The organism is Acetobacter sp. AC2005 (assembly GCF_037901235.1).
GTDB classification, from domain to species: Bacteria; Pseudomonadota; Alphaproteobacteria; order Acetobacterales; family Acetobacteraceae; genus Acetobacter; species Acetobacter oryzoeni.
This window is the reverse complement of record NZ_CP149625.1, coordinates 1,350,687-1,372,500: the sequence shown is the minus strand read 5'-3', so window position 1 is coordinate 1,372,500 and position 21,814 is coordinate 1,350,687. Positions and strand designations below refer to the sequence as shown.

At 53.1% G+C, this 21,814-nt stretch carries 23 protein-coding genes and 1 tRNA gene (1 of these 24 running past the window's edge); 10 read left to right on the top strand and 14 right to left on the bottom strand.

Annotated elements, in window-relative coordinates; all coding sequences use genetic code 11:
- Positions 1–347, bottom strand: partial view of an efflux transporter outer membrane subunit gene (locus QQM41_RS06700; RefSeq protein WP_087651628.1) — the beginning only. The gene continues 1,243 nt to the left of window position 1, outside the view; only the first 347 of its 1,590 coding nucleotides appear in the window; it begins with the start codon at positions 345–347; the stop codon falls past the left edge of the window.
- A gap of 83 nt (positions 348–430) precedes the next feature.
- On the opposite strand from QQM41_RS06700, the gene QQM41_RS06695 reads away from it, so the two are divergent.
- A complete protein-coding gene (locus tag QQM41_RS06695) occupies positions 431–1,084 on the top strand; it encodes a TetR/AcrR family transcriptional regulator (protein WP_339076651.1) in 654 nt (217 codons plus the stop codon).
- Positions 1,085–1,148: 64 nt separating this feature from the next.
- Here the strand turns inward: QQM41_RS06695 and QQM41_RS06690 are convergent, their stop codons facing one another.
- The 6 genes from QQM41_RS06690 to QQM41_RS06665 form a co-directional block, all read right to left on the bottom strand.
- Entirely contained in the window at positions 1,149–2,075 is a 927-nt protein-coding gene (locus QQM41_RS06690; RefSeq protein ID WP_339076650.1) for an FAD-binding protein, read from the bottom strand.
- Between the two features lie 2 nt (positions 2,076–2,077).
- Positions 2,078–2,827, bottom strand: a complete 750-nt coding sequence (locus QQM41_RS06685; RefSeq protein WP_019088899.1) for an electron transfer flavoprotein subunit beta/FixA family protein — start codon at positions 2,825–2,827, stop codon at positions 2,078–2,080.
- A 63-nt stretch (positions 2,828–2,890) separates the two neighbouring features.
- Positions 2,891–4,528, bottom strand: coding sequence for an electron transfer flavoprotein-ubiquinone oxidoreductase (locus tag QQM41_RS06680; protein ID WP_339076649.1), 1,638 nt, complete (start codon positions 4,526–4,528; stop codon positions 2,891–2,893).
- A 112-nt stretch (positions 4,529–4,640) separates the two neighbouring features.
- Complete coding sequence (locus QQM41_RS06675; protein WP_339076648.1) at positions 4,641–5,318, bottom strand: 2OG-Fe(II) oxygenase; 678 nt, start codon at positions 5,316–5,318, stop codon at positions 4,641–4,643.
- Between the two features lie 136 nt (positions 5,319–5,454).
- Complete coding sequence (hemN, locus tag QQM41_RS06670) at positions 5,455–6,840, bottom strand: oxygen-independent coproporphyrinogen III oxidase (protein ID WP_339076647.1); 1,386 nt, start codon at positions 6,838–6,840, stop codon at positions 5,455–5,457.
- A gap of 8 nt (positions 6,841–6,848) precedes the next feature.
- Positions 6,849–7,679: an OmpW family outer membrane protein gene (locus QQM41_RS06665; RefSeq protein ID WP_339076646.1), complete on the bottom strand. Its 831-nt coding sequence runs from the start codon at positions 7,677–7,679 to the stop codon at positions 6,849–6,851.
- Positions 7,680–7,957: 278 nt separating this feature from the next.
- On the opposite strand from QQM41_RS06665, the gene QQM41_RS06660 reads away from it, so the two are divergent.
- On the top strand, positions 7,958–8,770 hold the full coding sequence (locus QQM41_RS06660; RefSeq protein WP_339078053.1) for a helix-turn-helix domain-containing protein: 813 nt from the start codon (positions 7,958–7,960) through the stop codon (positions 8,768–8,770).
- Positions 8,771–8,838: 68 nt separating this feature from the next.
- On the opposite strand, the gene QQM41_RS06655 is transcribed toward QQM41_RS06660, so the two are convergent.
- Together QQM41_RS06655 and QQM41_RS06650 are read right to left on the bottom strand one after the other, a co-directional pair.
- Entirely contained in the window at positions 8,839–10,407 is a 1,569-nt protein-coding gene (locus QQM41_RS06655; protein ID WP_339078052.1) for a Do family serine endopeptidase, read from the bottom strand.
- 175 nt (positions 10,408–10,582) lie between these two features.
- Positions 10,583–11,038, bottom strand: coding sequence for a nucleoside deaminase (locus QQM41_RS06650; protein WP_339078051.1), 456 nt, complete (start codon positions 11,036–11,038; stop codon positions 10,583–10,585).
- A 220-nt stretch (positions 11,039–11,258) separates the two neighbouring features.
- Between QQM41_RS06650 and QQM41_RS06645 the strand changes: the two genes are divergently transcribed.
- From QQM41_RS06645 to QQM41_RS06610, 8 genes are all read left to right on the top strand, one after another.
- Positions 11,259–11,411, top strand: a complete 153-nt coding sequence (locus tag QQM41_RS06645) for a hypothetical protein (RefSeq protein ID WP_003626506.1) — start codon at positions 11,259–11,261, stop codon at positions 11,409–11,411.
- 125 nt (positions 11,412–11,536) lie between these two features.
- Positions 11,537–12,268: a gamma-glutamyl-gamma-aminobutyrate hydrolase family protein gene (locus QQM41_RS06640; protein ID WP_339078050.1), complete on the top strand. Its 732-nt coding sequence runs from the start codon at positions 11,537–11,539 to the stop codon at positions 12,266–12,268.
- Entirely contained in the window at positions 12,265–13,041 is a 777-nt protein-coding gene (locus QQM41_RS06635) for a pseudouridine synthase (protein WP_003626510.1), read from the top strand. The genes QQM41_RS06640 and QQM41_RS06635 overlap by 4 nt, the downstream gene beginning before the upstream one ends.
- Positions 13,041–13,625 (top strand): 16S rRNA (guanine(966)-N(2))-methyltransferase RsmD, encoded by a 585-nt coding sequence (gene rsmD, locus QQM41_RS06630; RefSeq protein WP_339078049.1) that lies wholly within the window; start codon positions 13,041–13,043, stop codon positions 13,623–13,625. The genes QQM41_RS06635 and rsmD overlap by 1 nt, the downstream gene beginning before the upstream one ends.
- A gap of 77 nt (positions 13,626–13,702) precedes the next feature.
- Positions 13,703–14,260 carry a single-stranded DNA-binding protein gene (gene ssb, locus QQM41_RS06625; protein ID WP_339078048.1) on the top strand — a complete coding sequence of 186 codons (558 nt, stop codon included), beginning with the start codon at positions 13,703–13,705 and terminating at the stop codon, positions 14,258–14,260.
- Positions 14,261–14,321: 61 nt separating this feature from the next.
- Positions 14,322–15,596: an O-antigen ligase family protein gene (locus QQM41_RS06620; protein ID WP_339078047.1), complete on the top strand. Its 1,275-nt coding sequence runs from the start codon at positions 14,322–14,324 to the stop codon at positions 15,594–15,596.
- Positions 15,597–15,811: 215 nt separating this feature from the next.
- Complete coding sequence (gene dksA, locus QQM41_RS06615) at positions 15,812–16,225, top strand: RNA polymerase-binding protein DksA (RefSeq protein ID WP_003626519.1); 414 nt, start codon at positions 15,812–15,814, stop codon at positions 16,223–16,225.
- A 71-nt stretch (positions 16,226–16,296) separates the two neighbouring features.
- A tRNA-Thr gene (locus QQM41_RS06610) sits at positions 16,297–16,371 on the top strand.
- A gap of 111 nt (positions 16,372–16,482) precedes the next feature.
- Here QQM41_RS06610 and QQM41_RS06605 read toward each other — a convergent pair.
- The 5 genes from QQM41_RS06605 to QQM41_RS06585 form a co-directional block, all read right to left on the bottom strand.
- Entirely contained in the window at positions 16,483–17,574 is a 1,092-nt protein-coding gene (locus QQM41_RS06605; protein ID WP_339078046.1) for a glycosyltransferase family 4 protein, read from the bottom strand.
- Between the two features lie 125 nt (positions 17,575–17,699).
- A complete protein-coding gene (locus tag QQM41_RS06600; RefSeq protein WP_339078045.1) occupies positions 17,700–18,077 on the bottom strand; it encodes a hypothetical protein in 378 nt (125 codons plus the stop codon).
- A gap of 21 nt (positions 18,078–18,098) precedes the next feature.
- Positions 18,099–19,367 (bottom strand): tyrosine--tRNA ligase, encoded by a 1,269-nt coding sequence (tyrS, locus tag QQM41_RS06595; RefSeq protein ID WP_050818798.1) that lies wholly within the window; start codon positions 19,365–19,367, stop codon positions 18,099–18,101.
- 119 nt (positions 19,368–19,486) lie between these two features.
- A complete protein-coding gene (gene tldD / locus QQM41_RS06590; protein ID WP_050818800.1) occupies positions 19,487–20,944 on the bottom strand; it encodes a metalloprotease TldD in 1,458 nt (485 codons plus the stop codon).
- Between the two features lie 125 nt (positions 20,945–21,069).
- Complete coding sequence (locus QQM41_RS06585) at positions 21,070–21,765, bottom strand: histidine phosphatase family protein (RefSeq protein WP_050818801.1); 696 nt, start codon at positions 21,763–21,765, stop codon at positions 21,070–21,072.
- Positions 21,766–21,814: the final 49 nt, after the last annotated feature.

Genomic DNA, 21,814 nt, shown 5'->3' with positions numbered 1-21,814 from the left:
TGGCCACGGCTAACCGCAAATTGTTCAGTAGCTTGCTGTACATCAAGGTTCTGGTCTGCCAGACGTTTTTCAAGCGAAGTCAGTTCGGGGTCATTAAAAATGGCCCACCACTGCGGATCGGGCGCCTGCGTTGTGGGGACACTCAGCAACTGTGATGTATCTTTATCTGCCGCACGCTGCCACTGAGAGGGAGACCATGTATCTGGCTTCTTATAATCTGGCCCCACCATGCACCCCGCCAGCATGAAAACCAGCGCCAACGCGCCTGTGCGCTGTGCATTCCGTTTTGCCACCCGTTCACCCTCACCGAAAATGATATGCCTGATAGAAAATACCAGCCCTTGCACTGACCGACCAGTTCGGTCAGCATGGTAACCTACCTTCTTTCCTCTGTGCGTCAATCGCCTGATCTTTAAAGTCTGAAATCCTGATGTCTGAATCTTCCTCCCCTTCCTCCCTTACTTCTGCCTGCACTGGGGAATCAGAAGCAAAGCGAGAGCAGATTTTAAAAGGGGCCTATAACGTGTTTGCAGAACACGGTTATGAAGGCGCCAGTATGTCCGCCATTGCGCGGGAGGCTGGGGTTTCTAAAGGCACTTTATATAATTATTTCACCAATAAAGCGGATCTCTTTGGGGCTTTTGTAGAAAAATGCTGTCGGGAAAAACTTCCCCCAGCACTTGCTCCGGTGCAAAAAGAAGCTTCCCCCAAAGAAACTCTTACCGCCGTAGCCCGCGCCATGGTGCAGTTGATTACCCAGCCCGAAAGCTTGATGCTTTACAGAATGATTGTTTCTGAGGCTCCGCACTTTCCTCAGCTTGCAACCATCTTTTGGTCTCACGGCCCGCGGATTGCCATTGAAACTCTGTCTAACTGGATTCGCGAACAAACCCAGCGCGGCACATTAAAAACGGATGACCCTGTTTTTGCCGCAGAGCAGTTTTTCTCACTTTGCCAGACACGGATTGCACATAGAAAGCGCTTTAACATGCCCTATGACAATATGGCTGAGGACGAAGAAAAAGTTATTCATACCTCTGTAAGCATGTTTCTGGCGACTTACGGCGCATCAATATCCACTTAAAAACAAACCCCGCACACATGGATGTATGCGGGGTTGCTTAAGCAAATAGTTTAAAAGCGAAGATTTATTTCTTCAGCTCTTCAACCAACTGCGGCACGACTTCAAACAGATCTGCTTCGATTCCGTAATCAGCAACCTGGAAAATGGGAGCTTCTGGGTCTTTGTTGATTGCCACAATCACGCGGCTGTCTTTCATACCGGCAAGATGCTGGATAGCGCCGGAAATACCAAAGGCCATATACAGTTCAGGCGCAACAATCTTGCCTGTCTGCCCCACCTGATATTCGTTCGGCACAAAGCCAGAATCCACAGCAGCGCGAGAAGCACCAATAGCTGCACCCAAGGCATCTGCCAGAGGATCCAGAGCATGGAACTTTTCTTCGCTCTGCATGCCACGACCACCAGACACAACCACACGGGCCGTTTCTAGGTCTGGACGTTCGGAATCAGACAGCTGAACAGTCTCAAACTTGGAAACTGCAGGGGCATCTACCGCGTCCACAGCTTCAATCGGAGCATTGCCACCTGTAGATGCAGCAGCATCAAAAGCAGCGTTACGCACCGTCAGCACCTTTTTGGCATCTGAAGACTTAACAGTGGCCAGAGCATTACCAGCGTAAATGGGGCGCACAAATGTTTCTGCATCCACAATGCGGATAACATCTGGAATAGGCTGTACATCCAGCAGAGCAGCTGCACGTGGCAGCACGTTCTTGCCCGTAGCACCTGCAGCAGCAACGATATGATCGTACTGGCCTGCCAGAGAAACAATCAAAGCAGCCAGAGGTTCAGCCAGTTCGTGTGCATAACGTGCATCTGCTGCATGCAGCACCTTGGCAACGCCGGGCACAGCAGCCGCAGCCTGTGCGATGGAGGCATCACCCGCCACCAGCACATGCACATCACCCAACTGGGCGGCTGCCGTTACAGCAGACAGAGCGGCCTTTCTGATCTGGCCTTCTTCATGATCCAGAAGAACAAGAGCGGTCATGATCAGATCACCTTTGCTTCGTTACGCAGTTTTTCCACCAGTTCCCCAACGGAACCAACCTTGATGCCAGCCTTGCGTTCCGGCGGCTCTGCCACGGAAACAATGCTCAGGCGGGGCTTCATGTCCACACCCAGTTCGGCGGCTTCAATGGTTTCCAGCGGCTTCTTCTTGGCCTTCATGATATTTGGCAAAGAAGCATAGCGTGGTTCGTTCAGGCGCAAATCGGCCGTGATAATAGCGGGCAGCGTAAGGGAAACTTCCTCCGTGCCACCATCAATTTCACGGCTGACACGTGCATGGCCATCAGCAATTTCTACCTTGCTGGCAAACGTGCCCTGCCCCCAACCAAGCAGACCAGCAAGCATCTGGCCTGTGGCATTCATATCATCATCAATGGCCTGCTTGCCCAGAATAACCAGGCCCGGTTCTTCCTTTTCCACCAGCTTGCGCAGCACTTTGGCTACGGCCAGCGGTTCGGGGCTTTCTTCTGACAGAACCAGAATGGCGCGATCTGCGCCCATAGCCATGGCCGTACGCAGTGTATCCTGCGCCTTCTGAACACCAACAGAAACCACAACAACTTCGGAAGCCGCACCTTTTTCGCGCAGGCGCACAGCTTCTTCCACCGCGATTTCATCAAACGGGTTCATGGACATCTTGACGCCAGTGGTATCAACACCACTGCCATCTGCCTTCACACGCGGTTTGATGTTGTAATCAACAACCCGCTTTACAGGTACAAGTATCTTCATGACTTCTTTCGCTTGCAGACGCAGGATGGTTCGGACGCAGCCTTACCGTACTTTACTCCAAATTCACATACCGGCCGGATAATTAGGCCCACCACCACCTTCTGGCGTGGTCCAGTCTATATTCTGGGCAGGATCTTTAATGTCACACGTTTTGCAGTGCACGCAGTTCTGCGCGTTAATCTGCAAATGTGGGTTCGTGGCTTCATCTGCCACTTCATACACACCGGCGGGGCAATAACGGCTTTCCGGCGCACGGAAGACATCCCAGTTCACCGGTTTCCACAGGCTGGGGTTGCGCAGGCGCAGATGCACCGGTTGATCTTCCTCATGATTGGTAGCGGACAGGAAGACCGAGGAAAGACGATCAAATGTCAGCTTGCCATCTGGCTTCGGATAGAAAGGCTTTTCAGACAGGGACGCAGGTTTAAGGGTATCGCTGTCTTCATGCTTAAAGTGCAGTGTCCACGGTGCACGGCCACGCAGCAGCATGGCATCAATAGCTGCATAAATAGCACCACCCTTGGCACCAAAATGCGCAAAAGCCGGACGAATATTACGGGCAGACCGCAGTTCTGGCCACAACCAAGAACGCCGCACCTTTTCTGTAAAGACACCAGGTTCAACACGGTCGGTTTTCATGGCTTCCACAACAGCTTCCGCTGCCAGCATGCCAGACTTCATGGCTGTATGAGTGCCCTTGATTTTAGGCACGTTCAGAAAGCCCGCGGAATCCCCAATCAGTGCACCACCGGGGAAAGTGAGACGTGGAATAGCCTGCAACCCACCTTCGGAAAGAGCACGCGCACCGTAAGAGATGCGACGGCCACCTTCCAGATGCTGGCGGAATGCCGGATGCAACTTGATGCGCTGCATTTCTTCAAACGGAGAAAGCCACGTATTTGCGTAATCCAGCCCCACCACAAAGCCGTAGGACACCAGATTTTCACCAAAGTGGTACAACCATGCGCCGCCATAGGTGCTGTCATCCAGCGGCCAGCCAAAGCTGTGCTGCACCAAACCGGGGCGATGTTTTTCTGCCGGAATTTCCCATACTTCCTTGATGCCAAGTCCGTATGTCTGCGGGTCTACATCTTTGCGTAAATCATAATGCGCCATCACCTGCTTGGTCAGGGAGCCACGGCACCCTTCTGCAAACAGGGTATAACGGGCGCGCAGTTCCATACCGGGCTGATAATTAGGGCCGGGTGTGCCTTCCTTGGTCACACCCATATCACCAGTCACAACACCAACCACACGGTTGCGCTCGATAATGACATCCGCACCCGCAAAACCCGGATAGATTTCCACCCCGAGTTCTTCTGCCTGCGTCGCCAGCCAACGGCAGACTTCCCCAAGGCTAACAATATAGTTCCCGTGGTTTGCCATATGCGGCATAACCTTATCCAGCAGCGGAACACGCAGGCTGCCAGTTTCGGTAAGATACAGCATATCTTCTGATGTCACCGGTGTGTTCAGCGGTGCACCACGTTCTTTCCAATCAGGAATAAGCTCTGCCAGTGCGCGGGGTTCAATCACGGCCCCAGAAACAATATGCGCTCCGATCTCGCTGCCTTTTTCAATCAGGCAAACGCTCAGATCTGGAGAAAGCTGGCGTAGCCGAATTGCCGCGGCCAGCCCAGCAGGGCCACCCCCAACAATAACGACATCAAATTCCATCGATTCCCGCACAGGCTCGCTCATTCCCGTTTTATCCCCGTTTAAAGATATGCTGCTTCCCTAAACCCGATTTGGCGCAGAATTGCAAAAACGGGCACGCAGGCCCGTTCTGCCAGAAACAGCCATGTCAGAAAAATCAGTGCTGAACAGAACGCGGCCCGAACGCCAGTTCGTGCACGGCACGCCAGTCCTGATCAACAAAATTAACAATCAAGGTACGGCGCGTACCTTTAATGGGCCGCTTTACAAAGCCGTGCCAGGTTTTATCCGACGGAATAAAAAGCACCGCCGAATTAAACGCACCTGAAGCCCGCACAACTGATTGGCCATCTGGAGTCATCAGGTCTGTCCCCAGTTCATCGGCCCCTTCTCCGGTGGAAAGAGAGATAAGCAGGGTAAGTTTTTTAGCGCCGATATCTGTATGTGGTTCCAGCCAAAAACCATCCGAATCCAGACACAATTCCAGCCGCAGTGCTGCCGTATCCAACTGCACGTTGCAGATACGTTCAAAAGCCTGCCGCATGGCAGCGCTATCCAGCAAATGCGCCATACGGTTTAGGCGTTCATCCTGTTGCCGAACGGCTGGATCAACAAACACGCGAGACTTGTTCCGCGTTTCACGCCGACCGCCCACATCTCCTGCAATAGCCGACTCGCCCGGATCCCATTCCAGTAATGCCGCACAGGCATCTGGTTCCAGCACGTGTTCCAGCATCCAATGTGGAAAAGGGTCAGAAGCCACTGGCGTTTGCGCCAGCAGATTTGGCAGAGAAAACGTCACGCTCTGATCGGGAGCAGTGGCATCAGGACTCATGGCGTCCGATCCTTCAGCTGTCACAGAATATCGGCTGGGTAAAAGACACCGCTATGGCTGTCTTGCATAGCTCCCTTTCATGGGAAGCTTTCCTTACTTGCGCCAAAATACTGGCACAATCAAGGTTTGGTTCTACTTAAAGGGCAGCAGAAAACTGTGGTGAAGCACCTTGCCCAGCACCTTGGGCCTGCTGCTGCAAAGCACGCCGCCGCGTATCAAACACTGCAGCTACGTGCCTTACAAAAGGCCGCCCAAACATTGTAACGCTGATTTTCTGGCCTTCAATCTTTACCAATCCATCCTGCTCAAACGGATGGAGTTGCGCAAGTTCTTCAGAAAAATCCTGCCCTTGCCCTACATCCGCAAGATCAACGGCCATATCACACATAATGCGTTCGATAATGGCTCCGCGCAGTTTGTCATCTTCGGTAAAAGCAACACCCCGCGCTACGGGGAGGGAATCTGCACTTTCAGCCATTGCCCGCGCATAAGCCGCCACACTTGTAATGTTCTGAACAAACCCAGTTGGCAGCATGGAAATGGCAGAAGCCCCCATACCTAACAAAACAGGACAGGAATCTGTTGTATAACCTTGGAAATTACGATGCAGCGTGCCTGCTTGCGCAGCTTGAGCCAAACCATCTTCTGGCAAAGCGTAATGATCCAACCCTATAGGTTGATACCCCTGCGCCTGCAAAACTCTGTCTATTTCCGCCCGTTGCGCCAATCTTTCATCAGATTTTGGCAAGGATGCTTCCGGTATCAAACGCTGCCGTTTTTGCTTCCACGGCACATGGGCATATCCAAATACTGCCAACCGGTCTGGCCGTAATGATGCAATTTTCAGCGCGGTTTCACCCACGCTTTCAACCGTCTGGTACGGTAAGCCGTAAATCAGATCAATATTAACGCCAGATACGCCCGCAGCACGCGCCGCCTGAATACTGGCTTCTGTCTGCTCAAAGGACTGATGGCGTCCACATGCTTCCTGCACCCGAGGTTCCAGATCCTGCACGCCAAGGCTGATGCGTGTAAAACCCAGATCGCCCAACAAAGCCGGATAATCCTGCGGCACATGCCGTGGATCAAGCTCCATGGCCAATTCAGCCTGCGGATCAACCTGAAAGAATGTTCGGATAGAACGCATGATCTGCCGTAAGGCATGCGGCGGCAAAGTGGTAGGCGTGCCGCCACCAAACTGCACATGCCTTACTGTGCGCTGTTCCCCCACAAGGGCCACAATACGACGCATTTCCTCACGCAGGAGGTCACCGTAAGCTAGGCGCCCATCCTCATGCCGCATAACGGATGTATTGCACCCGCAAAACCGGCAGAGTTCATCGCAAAAAGGAACATGAAAATAGAGGGAGACAGGTTCATTCTCAGGTAAAGCTTTAAGCCAGCCTGCAACCTGTTGGGGGCCGACCGCCTCCGTAAAGCTGGCTGCGGTCGGGTAACTTGTATAGCGTGGCAGATTCCCACCGTAGCGGGAAATCAGATCAGATACAGATGCCGCGCCCATAATATCTCTTAGAACCGGTAAGCAATACCAGCGGAAACCACTGTCGGATCCAGAGATTCGTGTGCTTTTACTTTCAGAGTTTCAGCAGGGTTTTCAACCCAAGCATGCATACGCACGAACATCTGCTTGACGTCTGCGTTGAAGAACCAGTTGCCGACGATCTGATAATCGAAACCAACGTTCACAGAAGGACCACCGGTGAAGCCAGCGTTCAGCTTGGTCAGACCCAAAGCTGCACCGTGATTACCGTTCATGTTGTGGAACCACATAGCCGTTGCACCCACACCCACATACGGGTTGAAGCGCTTATGCGGACGGAAATGCCAAGCAAATGTCAGCGTAGGGGGCAGAACCCATGCGCTACCAACATCCAGCTTACGGGGCCCGCCCAGTGAAGGCACATCGCTACCCAGAGCAGCCACTTCATGACGGGTGCTGGTGGCAATCAGATCCACAGACAGGTTATCTGTGATGAAGTATTCCACCGTCAGTTCCGGCATGGCCTGATTAGTGGTGGAAAGATGCGTGTGGTTCAGATGCGTGTAACTACCACCGCTATTCGTGCTGAGGCTCACGTTACTATCACGGTCCTGCGGCAGAACACCCACGCCAGACAGACGGATCATGAAGTCACCACGGCCCAGACCAATTTTGGTGCTGGCGCAGGTTTCAAACAGACCGCAATGCCCTGCGCCCGGCTTTGGTGCATCGGGAATGCGCTGCATGACCGGTGCATTCACATATGCTGCGTTAGGAGCTGCCGTCTGAGCCTTGGCGGTGCCGGCCAGAGCGGCAACACCAGCCACCACTGCCGTAAATAGGGAACGGAACTTGACCATGCCTGTGTGTCTTTCCACTGCGCTAGAGAACGATATCTGAAGCGGGAAAAATCATGCGCCCATTCTTCCGGCCTTGATTTAGATCAAATATCAGGCATCTCCGCCTCATATGCGACAATACTGTGTCATTTTAATCACAGCGCATTTTAAGGGCTATATCCAAGGTAAATTGTAACCAATCTGCCCCAGACATCGGCGCATTATTGATTTATATCAACAATGACATAATATTTACGCAACACATTCTTTTTTCTTTCCGGTCCAGCACGTTCGCCATAATGCTGAAGGTACCGGGCTTTCCGGATTCTGCTCCCATGCCACCCTCTCCTTCTGCTCAGGCACTCCACTCCACTGGCAAACGCACTGGGCGCACAGATACCGAGTCCGCCCGGTGTTTGATGTGCAAGGTGCGCGATTATAATCTTTGCAGCAGCATAGAAAATCAGGATGTGGCGGTTTTGGCGCAGGCAACACGCCAGATTACTCTGCCACCAGGCACAGCCGTGATTGAAGAGGGCACGCCTGCATCTGCCTTTTTCAACGTTATCAATGGCACAGTTAAGCTGTTTAAATCTCTTCCTGATGGCCGCCGCCAGATTACTGGCTTTGCAGATGCAGGACAGTTTGTTGGCCTTAGCAACTCGCGCACTTATTCCTTTGGGGCGGAAACCGTAAGCAGCGTATTGTTGTGCCGCTGCACACATACGCAGATAGAAAATTTATTGGCAGAATACCCACGATTCGCCCGTCATCTGCTCTCAGCCGTTACAAATGAATTGACTGATGCACAGGAGCAGATGCTGCTTTTGGGGCGCAAAACAGCCAAGGAAAAAGTGGCTAGTTTTCTATTAGATCGCATCAAGCAATATCATCGCACACACCCGCACGACCCTGATGCAGAAACCACAGCTTCTGTACCCATGACTCGGGTGGATATTGCAGACTATCTTGGCCTGACGATTGAAACGGTAAGCCGCACCATCAGCGCCCTCCGCCGTGATAAAATTATTTCTGGCACAGAAAATCACTGCATTCGCATTCTATCTCTACCTAATCTGCAAGACATCGCTTACGGCCTGAAATCTGTTTAGCTTTTAAAAGCAAAAGGCTGGCCCATTTCTGGACCAGCCTTTTCAACATTTCAGACTACGAGAGCCTTTTAGTTATCGTCGTCATCACCACTGTCATCAGATGATGGAGCATTATTTCCGCCATCTGGAGAGATCGCGATAAACAGGGACTGATTATCGCGCAGAACCCGCAATAGCACCGGTTTTTTGGCAGCCAATGCCGACTTTACGCTGGCAACTGCTGCACGTGGGGAATCCACGGCCTGACTACCAACCGCCTGAATAACATCCCCCGGCCGAATCCCAGCCTGATCTGCTGGGGAACCAGGATCAACGTCGCTTACAACAACGCCGCGCACATCTGTTGAAAGCCCCAACTGCTGGCGCACATCGCGAGAAAGAGGAGCCAAGGCAATACCAAGCCGCTGCCCACGTGCGACATCTGTATTGCTGCCGCTATTACCATCACTGGAAGCGGTTTTCAGATCTCCGATGGTGACAGTAGCTGTCTGGGCTTTACCGCCTCGCAAGTAGCCAATTGTCGCCTGTTTACCCGGGGCCATAGACGCCACGCGCACGGCCAGATCATGCGGGTTGCTGACCTTCTGCCCATTAAAATCGGTAATCACATCTTCCGATTTCAAACCAACTTTTTCAGCCGGGCTCCCGGGGCTTACGCTTGCCACCAACGCCCCAATTGGCGGCGCTCCGGGCGTAGCGGGGGCAGGCAAGCCAAGCGCACGCGCCATAACGGGGGAGATAACCTGTGCGTTTACACCCAAGTAGCCCCGCACCACATGGCCAGTTTTACGAAGCTGCTCGACCACATTGCGCACGGTATCCGATGGAATTGCAAACCCGATACCAATGGAACCACCGCCAGAAGGTGAAAGAATGGCGGTATTTACCCCCACAACCTTACCATCTTGCGTAAACAGCGGACCACCAGAGTTCCCGCGGTTGATGGGCGCATCCACCTGAATGAAGTTGTCGTAAGGGCCTTCGTTAATATCTCGGCCACGGGCAGAAACAATACCAGCCGTCACAGTGCCGCCCAGACCATACGGGTTGCCAACGGCAATAACCCATTCACCGGGCTGCACATCATCCGATTCGCCCAATTCAATAAAGGGCAATTTTTCGGAGGTTGTAACTTTCAGCAGTGCCAGATCGGTTTTGCCATCACGCCCCACCACTTTAGCGGGCAGCGTTGTGCCATCATCCAGTGTCACCGTAACCTTGGTGGCGCCTTTCACCACATGGTTGTTGGTAACCACATACCCATCGGCTGAAATCAGGAAGCCGGAGCCTCTGGCCTCAATCGTCTGGTGCGATGGCTGCGGCATCATCTGGAAAGGAAACGGGAATGGAAAGGGCATTCCACCCATACCACCGCCGTCATTCTCCACGGCATCTGCCCGGATCATGGATGTAATAGACACCACAGCCGGCTTAACCTGCTTAACCAGACTGACAAAATCTGGAATCCGCTGAGAAGTAGGGGTGTTGGGCTTAATAACACTATCAGCTTCTGCGCGTGCTGGCGTGCTGCACCATGGAGCGGCAGCTGTTACCAATACACAGCTTGCCAGCAGGGCTGACATCCAATTACGGCGTCTGTTCCGCGCCCAAACTTTTGTCACAGATTTTCCCGACATCACGACTTCGACTGTTCCTTGTTTTATCCCGACAGGACAATTCCCGGACGGTCCAAACACCCAGCTCCGGCAGCCACCACAGATTGCCCAGAGTTTACAGTGCCTTACGCCTACAACGCTAACATGGTTTCTTAACCAAGAAAAAAAAGCCGTATCTTCATAATTTCACAAGATGTTATCGGCTGCGTAATTTCTGGAAAAAAGCTTTCAACATTTCAGCCGCTTCCTGCTCCCTTACCCCGCCTATAACCTCCATATGATGTAAGGTTTCAGGCCGATGGGGCAAGCGTGCTCCGTGCTCTACGCCACCCCCTTTGGGGTCATACGCACCAAACACCACCCTCCCCAGCCGAAAATGCGCCATAGCCGCCGCACACATCGGACATGGTTCGAGCGAGACAAATAAAGTGCAATCTGCCAGCTTTTGCCCCTGCCGCTGCTGCACGGCCTCACGCATGACCAACATTTCAGCATGAGCTGATGGATCGTGCAGTTCTTCTACCCGGTTGCCTGCCTGTGCCAGCACATTTCCATTGCCATCCAGCAGCACGGCGCCTACGGGCACTTCTCCATTTTCAGCAGCAAGCTGAGCCTGCTCTAACGCAAGTGCCATGCCGTTTTGTTTAGTCATGCCGTGTGCTCACGAAATGTTACTCTTTTCAATCCGAAACGTTCAGGTTTTTTTCGCTTTTATATGGCAGAAAAAATCCAGATTTTTCTTGCAATCGTGCATGCTTTTTTGTCATCCTGCCTTAAAGGAGCCTTAATCCGTTCTGTAACAGAGCGTGAGGATGCCTTGTGGGATTGCTCTTTTGCAATCATACCAAACCCGAGCGAGGAGGGTCAGAAACATGCATAGCCTGTCTTTCATTCTGGCTGCTGCGGCCATAGGATTTGGTCTCGCCATCGCAGATGGCGTCAATTATGAGCCAGCAACCTTGGCTCCACCTCCTACCGCCACCAAAACGCTCCCTATCAGTATTCCTTCCTTTCTGTCCCGCTAACAGACAGGCCAGAAACGAATTGACTGCACGGGTTTTTGTTTCCCGCGCTCATTCTTTGCTACATACCCCCTGAAAGAACGGTCTTTACCCCTCTCCCTCCCCCGTTCTTTCAGGATTAGTGGCATATGATGAAAAAACGCCCCGTTATTGGTATTACGCTTGATTTGGAAGAGGGTGGCGAAGGCCGTTATTCCCGCTTCAAATGGTATGCCATGCGGGAAAATTATATGTCTGCCGTTTCCACTGCGGGCGGCTTACCTATTGCGCTCCCTTTATTCCCGCAGCTTTGTGCCGATTACATGCACCTATTGGATGGGTTGATTATAACAGGTGGCGCGTTTGATATTGACCCCACCTTGTATGGGGAAACACAAGTTCACCCCACCATAAACTTGCGCCCCCGCCGCACGCAGGCTGAAGCTGCTTATCTAACCGCAGCCCTACAGCGTGATATGCCAATTTTGGGAATATGCGGTGGCATGCAACTTATAGCCGTGGCCCTTGGTGGCAACCTGATCCAGCACATCCCGGAAGAATGCCCATCGGCCCTTCCGCATGAGCAACCAAACCCACGGGATGAAGCAAGCCATAGTGTGACAATAACACCCGATACCTTGTTGGCCCGATGCACGGCCAACCGCACTCATATGGGTGTTAATTCCTCACATCATCAGGCTGTCAAAACACCGGGGCGTGGCATTATTAACGCCGTGGCAGAAGATGGTATTATTGAAGGGATTGAAGATCCCACACATTCTTTCTGCCTTGGGGTGCAATGGCACCCGGAATTTGGCATAGACCCAGCAGACAAAGCACTTTTCAAAGCCTTCATACAGGCAGCAGGAGATTCAGCGTGACGCAGGAAACCCGAGGGGAACGCATAGCAAAATGGCTGGCCCGTAGTGGCGTTGCCAGCCGCCGTGATGCGGAGCGCATGATAGAGGAAAACCGTATCCGCCTGAATGGCCAACCGGTCACACACCCTGCCACCTTTGTAACAAATGGCGATATTGTGCAGGTTGATGGGGAACCCGTTTCTGCCCCAGAACGCACACGTTTGTGGCGCTACCATAAGCCGGATGGCTTGGTAACAACACATAAAGACCCAGAAGGCCGGCCAACGGTTTTTGCCTCCCTGCCAGAAGGCATGCCACGCGTTATTAGCGTTGGGCGGCTTGATCTGAACAGTGAAGGGCTGCTGCTGCTCACCAATGATGGTGAACTGGCCCGCAGGCTGGAGCTTCCCTCCAACGGCTGGCTACGCCGCTACCGCGTGCGTGTATTTGGCGTAGTGGATGAAGAACGTTTGGCAAGTCTGGCTCAGGGCAGCGTGTTTGATGGTGTGCGTTATGGCCCCATTCATGCTGTTCTGGATTCGCGCAAGGGAGACAATGCGTGGCTGACCGTTTCCCTCAAGGAAGGCAAAAACCGCGAAATCCGTAAGGTGATGGCGGGCATGAACCTGCATGTCAGCCGCCTGATACGCACTAGCTATGGGCCTTTCCAACTCGGCACCCTGCAGCGCCGTGAACTGGAAGAAGTTTCTCCCCGCGTGTTGCGTGATCAGTTGCCCAAAGCAACAGAAAAGGCTCCCCCAGCCCGGCGTGCACCCGCAAAACAGGCAGACTAATGGTTCGGATTATTGCTGGCAGCCGTAAGGGGCGGTTGCTAACAGCCCCAGCGGGACAGACCACACGCCCCACGGCAGACCGGGTGCGACAGGCCTTGTTTGATATGCTGCTGCATGCACCTTGGGGTGGGCCTACGCTTATCTCTGAAGCGCATGTGCTGGATGCTTTTGCTGGCACCGGCGCGCTGGGGCTGGAAGCCCTTTCTCGCGGGGCAAAGCATGCAACTTTCTTCGAAACGAGCCGCCCTGCCCTCGCCGCGCTACGGGCCAACATTCAAGCCTGCAAGTGGGAAGAGAACTGCACCGTAATTGCGCGGGATGTGACATCACCACCTCTCAGCACTTTCCCGGCTGGGTTAGTGTTTCTGGACCCACCCTATCATCAAAATCTGCCTGAGCGCGCCCTCAATGCCTTGCAAAGCAAAGGCTGGATTGCCCCCAATGCCATTGCGGTTATTGAAACCGGGCGTGAGGAACCTTTGCCTTTTTCCAACGAAGAAGAAGCGCCGCAAACAGCAAGCACACCTGCTTTTCTGGCAGAACGCCAGCATGGTGCTGCCCGATTTTCTATCTGGCGGCTTTAAGCTTTCACCTGTTCGGCCAGTGCGCTACATAGGCAGAACGAAAACGAATTTTACGCAAATAGAAGGTAACGGCATTTATGGCTGGCAGCGTTAACAAGGTTATTCTGGTCGGCAATCTGGGCAAGGACCCCGAAGTGCGTTCCAGCCAGAGCGGTGCAAAAATTGTTTCCTTCTCTCTGGCCACCAGTGACACATGGAATGACCGCGCATCTGGTGAACGACGTGAACGCACAGAATGGCATCGCGTGGTCATTTTCAATGAACGTCTGGCAGATATAGCCGAACGTTTCCTGCGCAAAGGCCGCAAAGTTTATCTGGAAGGCTCCCTGCAAACCCGTAAATGGACAGATCAGGGTGGGCAGGAACGCTATACAACGGAAGTGATTATTGACCGTTTCCGTGGTGAGCTGGTGCTGCTGGATAGCCGCAATAGTGGCGAAGGCGAAAGTGAAGGCGGCGGCTTTGGTGGCGGAAGCGGCAGCAGCTACGGTGGTTATAACAGTGGCGGCAGTGGTTATGGCGCCCCATCATCCGCTCCACGCCAGCAACCAGCACAACGCAGCGGTGGCAATAGCTCCGGCGGCTGGGATGCATCTGGCGGCAACGGCGATCTTGATGACGAAATCCCTTTCTAATCATTCAAACTGATTGGGGGCTGGCTACACTATCGGGTAGCCAGCCTTATCCATTCCAGACATGCCCCTTGCTGTTTCCTCCCCACTCCGTGTCAAGCTGGCTGGATATCTAACAGCAGCAGGCTTGGTGTGTCTGAGCATCTTCCCGTTTTTTCTATTCTATAGCCGCGCTCTTTCAGACACATTTGCTTCTGTTATTGGTGGGCTATTTCTGCTGCACTGTTGCCTGCTGCAAAATTGGCAATGGGTTAAACAACCCTGGCTTAAACTGGCCGCATTATTTTGTGGGCTATGCCTGCTTTCCTCCGTACATATTGGCATTACAGGAGCATGGGTGCAGGCACTCTGCCTGCCTCGACTTTTCCTGTTTTGTGTGGCGCTACAATGCTGGCTTCTTGCCACCGAAGCACGGCGCATCTGGCTGGAACGAATCTGCTTACTGGCAGCCTTGTGGTTGATAAGCCAATGCTGGCAACAGTATCTAACCGGCACAAATATGATGGGGATGCCGCGCTGGGGTGATGGCAGCCTGACAGGCCCATTCACAAAGCCCCGCGCGGGTTTTACGCTGCTGATGCTGTTTTTTCCCGGTATTATGCCGAGCGTTTTACGCCTGTTACGCCACAATAAGCTGCAATCTTGGGGGCTTGGCTGTGCGCTCCTGTTGTTTGGCGTTACAACCATGGTGCTGATCGGCCAACGTATGAGCTGTGTGCTGCTCTTTTTTGGCCTGTCTCTTACAGCGTTTATCTTCCCCCGTTTTCGCCTGCCCTTTGGCCTCATTCTTGCTTGTGCGGGTGGGTTAATTGCCAGCCTCCCGGTGATCTCTCCTCCCGTTTACGCCAAGCTGGTTCTGAAATTTTCAGACCAATTGCATCATTTCGCCCAAAGCGATTATGGCAAGCTTTTCCGTTCTGCCATCACCATGGTTGCCCAACATCCTTGGATGGGACTGGGTATGGATGGCTTTAGAAATTTCTGCCATGTCCCTATTCAAACCCACGCCTTCTCTTTTCTGGGCATAGAAACACTTACAAATGATACGGATCGGGGATGTAATATTCATCCTCACAACTATTACCTACAAATTGCCACAACAGCCGGTTTACCGGGGCTTATGGTGTTTATAGGACTGGCTTTTCAATGGTTGCGCACGGGGTGGCGCGCGCTAGATGTAGAGCATTATCCGCAGCAAGCCATGCTGTTTGTGACCTGTTGCATTCTGTTGTGGCCGATTACTTCCACCAGCGCTGTTTTTTCTTTCCCCACAGCGGGGTGGATTTTTATGTTCGTTGGGTGGCTTATCGCAGCATCAAGCTCACAAAAACGTGCATAATTGTGTTAAGAAAGTGTTTATACAGCAGGGAACTTTCTTAAAATATTTTTTCATTACTCATTTTAAATGTAGTCTTTTCTTACTCTTACTTTATCCTGTGTCTCTTTTCTGCGTTTTTGCCCCATAAAATTGTTGGCGGGTGAGCGGGATGCCGCTATAAGCCGCGTCATTCTTTCAAGGCAGGCTGCCTGTCATTGCAAAGGCTGACGACAGACATGATTACCTTACCGCCAGATTATCGCCCCTCTGAAGATGAAGAGTTCATGAACCCTCTTCAGACGGAGTACTTCCGGCAGAAATTGCTTAAATGGCGCGCCGACCTTCTTAAAGAAGCAGGAGATACACTTGCCAGCCTTTCTGAAGGCGGCATCCATGAAGCTGACATTACTGACCGTGCCAGCGTAGAAACAGATCGTGCACTGGAACTGCGCACGCGAGACCGCGCACGTAAGCTGATTGGCAAGATCAACCTTGCGTTGCAGCGGGTTGAAAACGGCACATATGGTTACTGTGAAGAAACGGGTGAGCCCATTGGCCTGAAACGGCTGGAAGCACGCCCGATTGCCACACTTTCCATTGAAGCGCAGGAACAGCACGAGCGCATGGAAAAAACCCACCGGGACGATTAATTTTTTCGTCTTTTTTACCGTATCTGGTCTTGCGGCGTTCCGCGTGAACAGCTAGAACGCCCGCAGACTATGCTGCTGTAGCTCAGTGGTAGAGCACTCCCTTGGTAAGGGAGAGGTCGACAGTTCAATCCTGTCCAGCAGCACCAGTCTCTCCTCTACATTTTGCAAGAATCGCTTTTTTGCTCTGCGTTGCGCAAAGTAGAAATGTGTTTGCCACTTTAAACGTGGCCACTTTGGCCTACTGCGTTTGAGGTATTTTAAATCTGCCGTGCCAGTTGCCGAAAAATGGCATCGCCATTTTCAAAAAACTTTTCTTTGCTGAACTTTTCCAACACAAATTGTCTGGCATTCTGACCAACTTCAGAAAGCTTCTCTGGCTGTGCAAGCACTGCCGCCAATGTATCGGCCAGCATAATTGGGTCTTCAGGTTGCACCTTCCACCCAGTTACGTTTTCTACAATAGACCGATCCATTTCCCCCACATCACTGCCAATTACAGGTAAACCTGCCTGCATGGCCTCATGCATAGCAATGCAAAATCCTTCCCGCCGGGAAGGCTGAAGATAAAGATGCTGGGTCTGCAAAAAGTTCTGAGACGAAGACGCAAAGCCTGAAAAACGAATATTCGTCAGCTTTAATGCTCTTGCCATCTGCTCAAGGTGGGCACGTTCTTGCCCCTCTCCTGCTATCGTCACTTCAAACGCTGGCAAGGATGTATAAGCCTGCAAACGCTGAAGAGCTGTGCATAGAATATCGTATCCCTTGGCGATATGCAGCCGCCCGAGTGAACCTGCGCGAATTACTTCTCCCGGCCTCCAAGGCTCTGCTGGCTTAATATCCGACGAGGCCTGAAAAACCGGCCAAGACATAACTTTATTTGCAGGAAGTTTAAGCCGTTCGCGCGTGATATCTGCCACGCATTCCGAATCACACACCCACAGTTTTGAAAGAGATTTGGCGGCCCGCAAAAGGCGGATATTGCCCGGTTTCAAAAATGCGTTGTGCTGCCAGCTGATAACCGGCACCCCCAAACCGCGCCCAACCTGCTGCCCAATCAGAGTAGAGCGGGTTAAGGATGTCCAAATCTGGGTTGGGTGCCATGCTGCCAGTTTACGGCGCAGCCATAAATAGGCCTGAAGGTGATCACTTTCTCCACCTTCTCTAATATGTATGTCCAGCCCTGCCGCTTGGAGTGCCGGCTCTGCCCGCCTATCACGCGGGGTCAGCACAAATACGCCAACCTCGCACCCACGCGCCCGAAAGAAACCGGTAATGGAGGGCACCATAGCCCCTGTGCCGCCACCTTCTAGCGAGTTAATTACATAAGCTATTTTTTTAGGGTACAGCACGTCATCAGCCCCTGCGCAGAGAAACGATAAAACCCATCTGTTCAGAACTGATTAGGTAAGCAAAAAACCGTTCCCGGTAAAAAGGCAGCACTCTTCAAACTTTGAAAAATGCTGCCGTAGCAAGATTATCTGTGACCGCCACCACCGGGGCCGCCGGGTCCACCATGGCCACCGGGATGACCGCCGCCGCCTGGCCCGCCACCGGGGCCTCCTCCACCAGGTGGACGACCACCTCCGCCACCACCTGGGCGTGGCCCAGGGCCAATACCCCCACCATGGCCACCGGGACGCCCCCCCGGCGGGCCAAAACCTGGGCGCGGCGGCCGCGGGCCGCGGCCACCGCCGCCCCAAACGCCGTAACCATAATAATCATCATATACGGGGCCATAGCCTGAATATCCGTAAGGATAATACAGGCCACCATCTCCATAATAGGGGCCACCGCATGCGCTCAGACTGCACAGCAGCCCCAGAGCAGACAGTTTTAACGCCAGTTTTTTCACGGTAGCCTCCTTATCGGTCTATCAGGCTGAAGCCCCAACCTTCACCAAAACATGATGTTTTTTGCCAGCAGAAAGTTTGATGGCACCATCAACCATATCCTGCTGTGTAATCAGCTTATTTTCATCCTGTATCACGTCATTATTGAGACGCGCCCCGCCACCACGTACCAAACGCCGGGCTTCTCCGTTTGTTTTAACCAGTCCTGCTTCTGCAAACAGACGAAAAACCGGAATACCTGCGGCCATATCGGCTTCTGCCACTTCATGCACCGGCAGGTCTGCCGCAGCTACGCGGCCTTCTTCAAACGTCTGACGGGCCGCTTCTGCTGCAGCCAAAGCGGCATTTCGCCCATGACACAAGGCTGTGGCTTCTGTTGCCAGAACTTTCTTGGCTTCGTTAATTTCCGCACCTTGCAGAGCTTCCAGACGCGCGCACTCTTCAAGCGGCAATTCGGTAAACAGGCGCAGAAAACGGCCTACATCTGCATCTTCCGTGTTGCGCCAGAACTGCCAGTAATCAAACACCGGTAAGCGTTTTTCAGACAGCCATACAGCACCGTTGGCTGTCTTACCCATTTTGGCGCCAGATGACGTTGTAAGCAGCGGCGTTGTCAGCCCCATAACGCTTTTCTGATCCGTACGGCGCACCAGTTCTACACCGGAAATAATGTTGCCCCATTGGTCTGACCCACCAAGTTGCAACACCACATCCATGCGGCGATTCAGTTCGCGGAAATCGTAGGACTGAAGAATGGAATAGTTGAATTCCAGAAACGTCAGCCCCTGCTCGCGCTCAAGGCGGTTTTTGACGGAATCAAACGCCAGCATACGATTGATGGAAAAATGCACGCCCACATCACGCAGAAGGTCAATATAGGCCAGCTTGTCCAGCCAATCTGCGTTGTTCACAAGCGCTGCTTCAGATGCACCAGAACCAAAGGTAAGGAACTGGCGCAAGCAGCCTTCAATACCAGCCAGATTGGTCTGGATGATATCTTCCGTCATCAACCGCCGGGCTTCTTCCCGGAAGGATGGATCACCAATACGGGCTGTGCCACCACCCACCAGCGCTATTGGCCGGTGGCCGTGTTTTTGCAACAGCCGCAACATCATAATCTGGATAAGGCTGCCTACGTGCAGGCTATCTGCCGTAGGATCAAACCCGATATAGGCCGCCACGGATTTTTCTGCCATCAGCGCATCCAGCGCATCGGCATCCGTGCACTGAAAAATAAAGCCGCGCGCAGCGGCTTCCCGCATGAAAGAACTCTTAAACCCGTTCTCGACCATTTATCCTGTCCCTTCTCTCCGGCCCCTGTCTGCAGGGCAGAACCAGCAGACAGACGCTCTAGCATGAGAGAGCAGAGAACAGAAACACTCAGCCCAACAGCATTTGGCTGAAAAAATCCTTAAGCCGTGCCGCCCACTGTCAGGCCGGTCATTTTAAGAGCGGGCTGGCCAACCCCAACTGGCACGCCCTGCCCGGCTTTACCGCAGGTGCCAATGCCGGGGTCCAATTCCAAATTACCACCAATCATGGAAACCTGTGTCATGGCCTCCGCCCCGCTTCCAATCAGGGTTGCACCTTTTACGGGGGCCGTTACGCGGCCATTTTCGATCAGATAGGCTTCGGATGCTGCAAACACGAACTTACCCGAGGTAATATCCACCTGCCCACCGCCAAAGTGCACCGCATACAAACCGCGCTTTACAGAAGAAATCATTTCCTCCGTGGTTGCAGATCCGGGCTGCATAATGGTGTTGGTCATACGCGGCAGTGGCATATGTGCGTAAGACTGGCGGCGGCCATTCCCCGTAGGGGCCATACCCATAAGGCGAGCATTCAGCCTGTCCTGCAGATATCCCTGCAAAATACCATCTTCAATCAACACTGTGCGGCCTGTGGGCGTGCCTTCGTCATCTATGGTCAGGCTTCCGCGCCGATCGGGTAGAGAGCCATCATCCACCACCGTAACGCCGGGGGATGCCACACGCTTGCCAATACGCCCAGCAAATACGGACGTGCCTTTGCGGTTAAAATCACCTTCCAGCCCGTGACCAACGGCTTCATGCAGCAAAATGCCGGGCCAACCGGCACCCAGCACAACTTCCATGGCACCAGCTGGCGCAGGCTGGGCTTCCAAAGCAACCAATGCCTGCCGCAAGGCTTCATCCACAGCGCCCTGCCATGTTTCTTCATTCAGCAAGCGGTTAATTTCATACCGGCCACCCAGCCCGTAACTGCCACTTTCACGCTTGCCATCATGTTCCACCACAACAGATACATTCAGCCGCACCAATGGGCGCAAATCTGCCGCCCGTGTGCCATCGGCCCGCATGATCTGCACCGCCTGCCATTCCCCCGAAAGGGAGGCCATAACCTGCACCACGCGGCTATCTTTGCCACGTGCATAGGCATCTATTTTTGAAAGCAGGCCAGAGCGGGTAGCAAAATCACTATCACCCAGTGGGTTGGCATCTGTATAAAGCCGCTGGTTGGTAGCCCGTGGCGGTGCCGCCATCTGGCCAGAGCGCCCTGCACGCACGGCACTTACGGCATCTACGGCACGCTGCAAGGAAGAACGGCTGAGTTCATCCGAATGGGCAAAACCTGTTTCTTCCCCCAATACAGCGCGCAAGCCAAACCCGCTGCTTGTATTAAAGGATGCCGAACGGATAACACCATCATCCAGAGCAATGCCTTCGCTTTCTCTGTATTCCAGAAAAAGCTCACCATCCTCCATTCCAGCCAATGCCGTTTTTGTCAGCTTTTCCGCATCATCTTTATGCAGTTGCGCATCGGGACGATGAAAAAACAGCTGGTCCGTAACGGCGAGAGCACCCGGATGCTGAGAGGAAGAAGACATGCACGACAACCCTTCAGGAAGAAATGGCCATACCGTAATGGCTCATACACAAAACATAGGAAGTTAAACCGCCACGTAAACCCGGCATGGTGGGCTTTTCCGCAGCAATCTTGGCTGGGCCCGGCTTATACGCCGGGCAATTCATTCACAGTGACAACGCGCCAGCCCACTTCCAAACGTTCCAAGATGGTCAGCGCCAGATTCTGCACGGAAAAATGAAGTGCCGTTTCGGCATGAATCCGCAAGGCATGGGCCAAAGCCGCACGCACCACTCCACCATGCGTTACCGCTATAATATCTTGATGTGCATATTTGTCTGCCAGCCTGTCCAGCAAGCGGCCAACACGTGCGCAAACATCAATCATGCTTTCGCCTTCGGGCGGGCATTCCGTTGCCCCAACAGCCCAGAATGGATGCGGCGCAAGATTAAGATATTGCGGCAACTCCTCATAAGGCAGACCCTGCCATGAGCCTAGGTTCTGCTCGATCAGATCTGGCTCCACTGTCAGCTTGGCTGGGCCATATCCTGCTTCCTGCACGGCCTGCGCTGTGCGTTGTGTGCGAGATAACGGGCTTACAAGCCAATGCGCAGGCTTGGGCAAACGTTCTGCCAGTGCCCGATACATCGGCCGTTGTGCAATAAGGCTATCTGGGCACAAAGGCACATCCATTGCGCCGTACATGCACATACGGGCGTTTTCTTCCACCAATGCGTGGCGGATCAGCCAGAAGCGCGTAATACCCGGTGCCAATTTGGGGCCATCCAGAAAATGATCCTGAGATGAGGGTAAAACTTTGGGAAGGTCTCTTATTTCATTCATAGAGTGTGTTGTGCGGCCAGCCAACCGACGACGCAAGAGCCGAAATGGC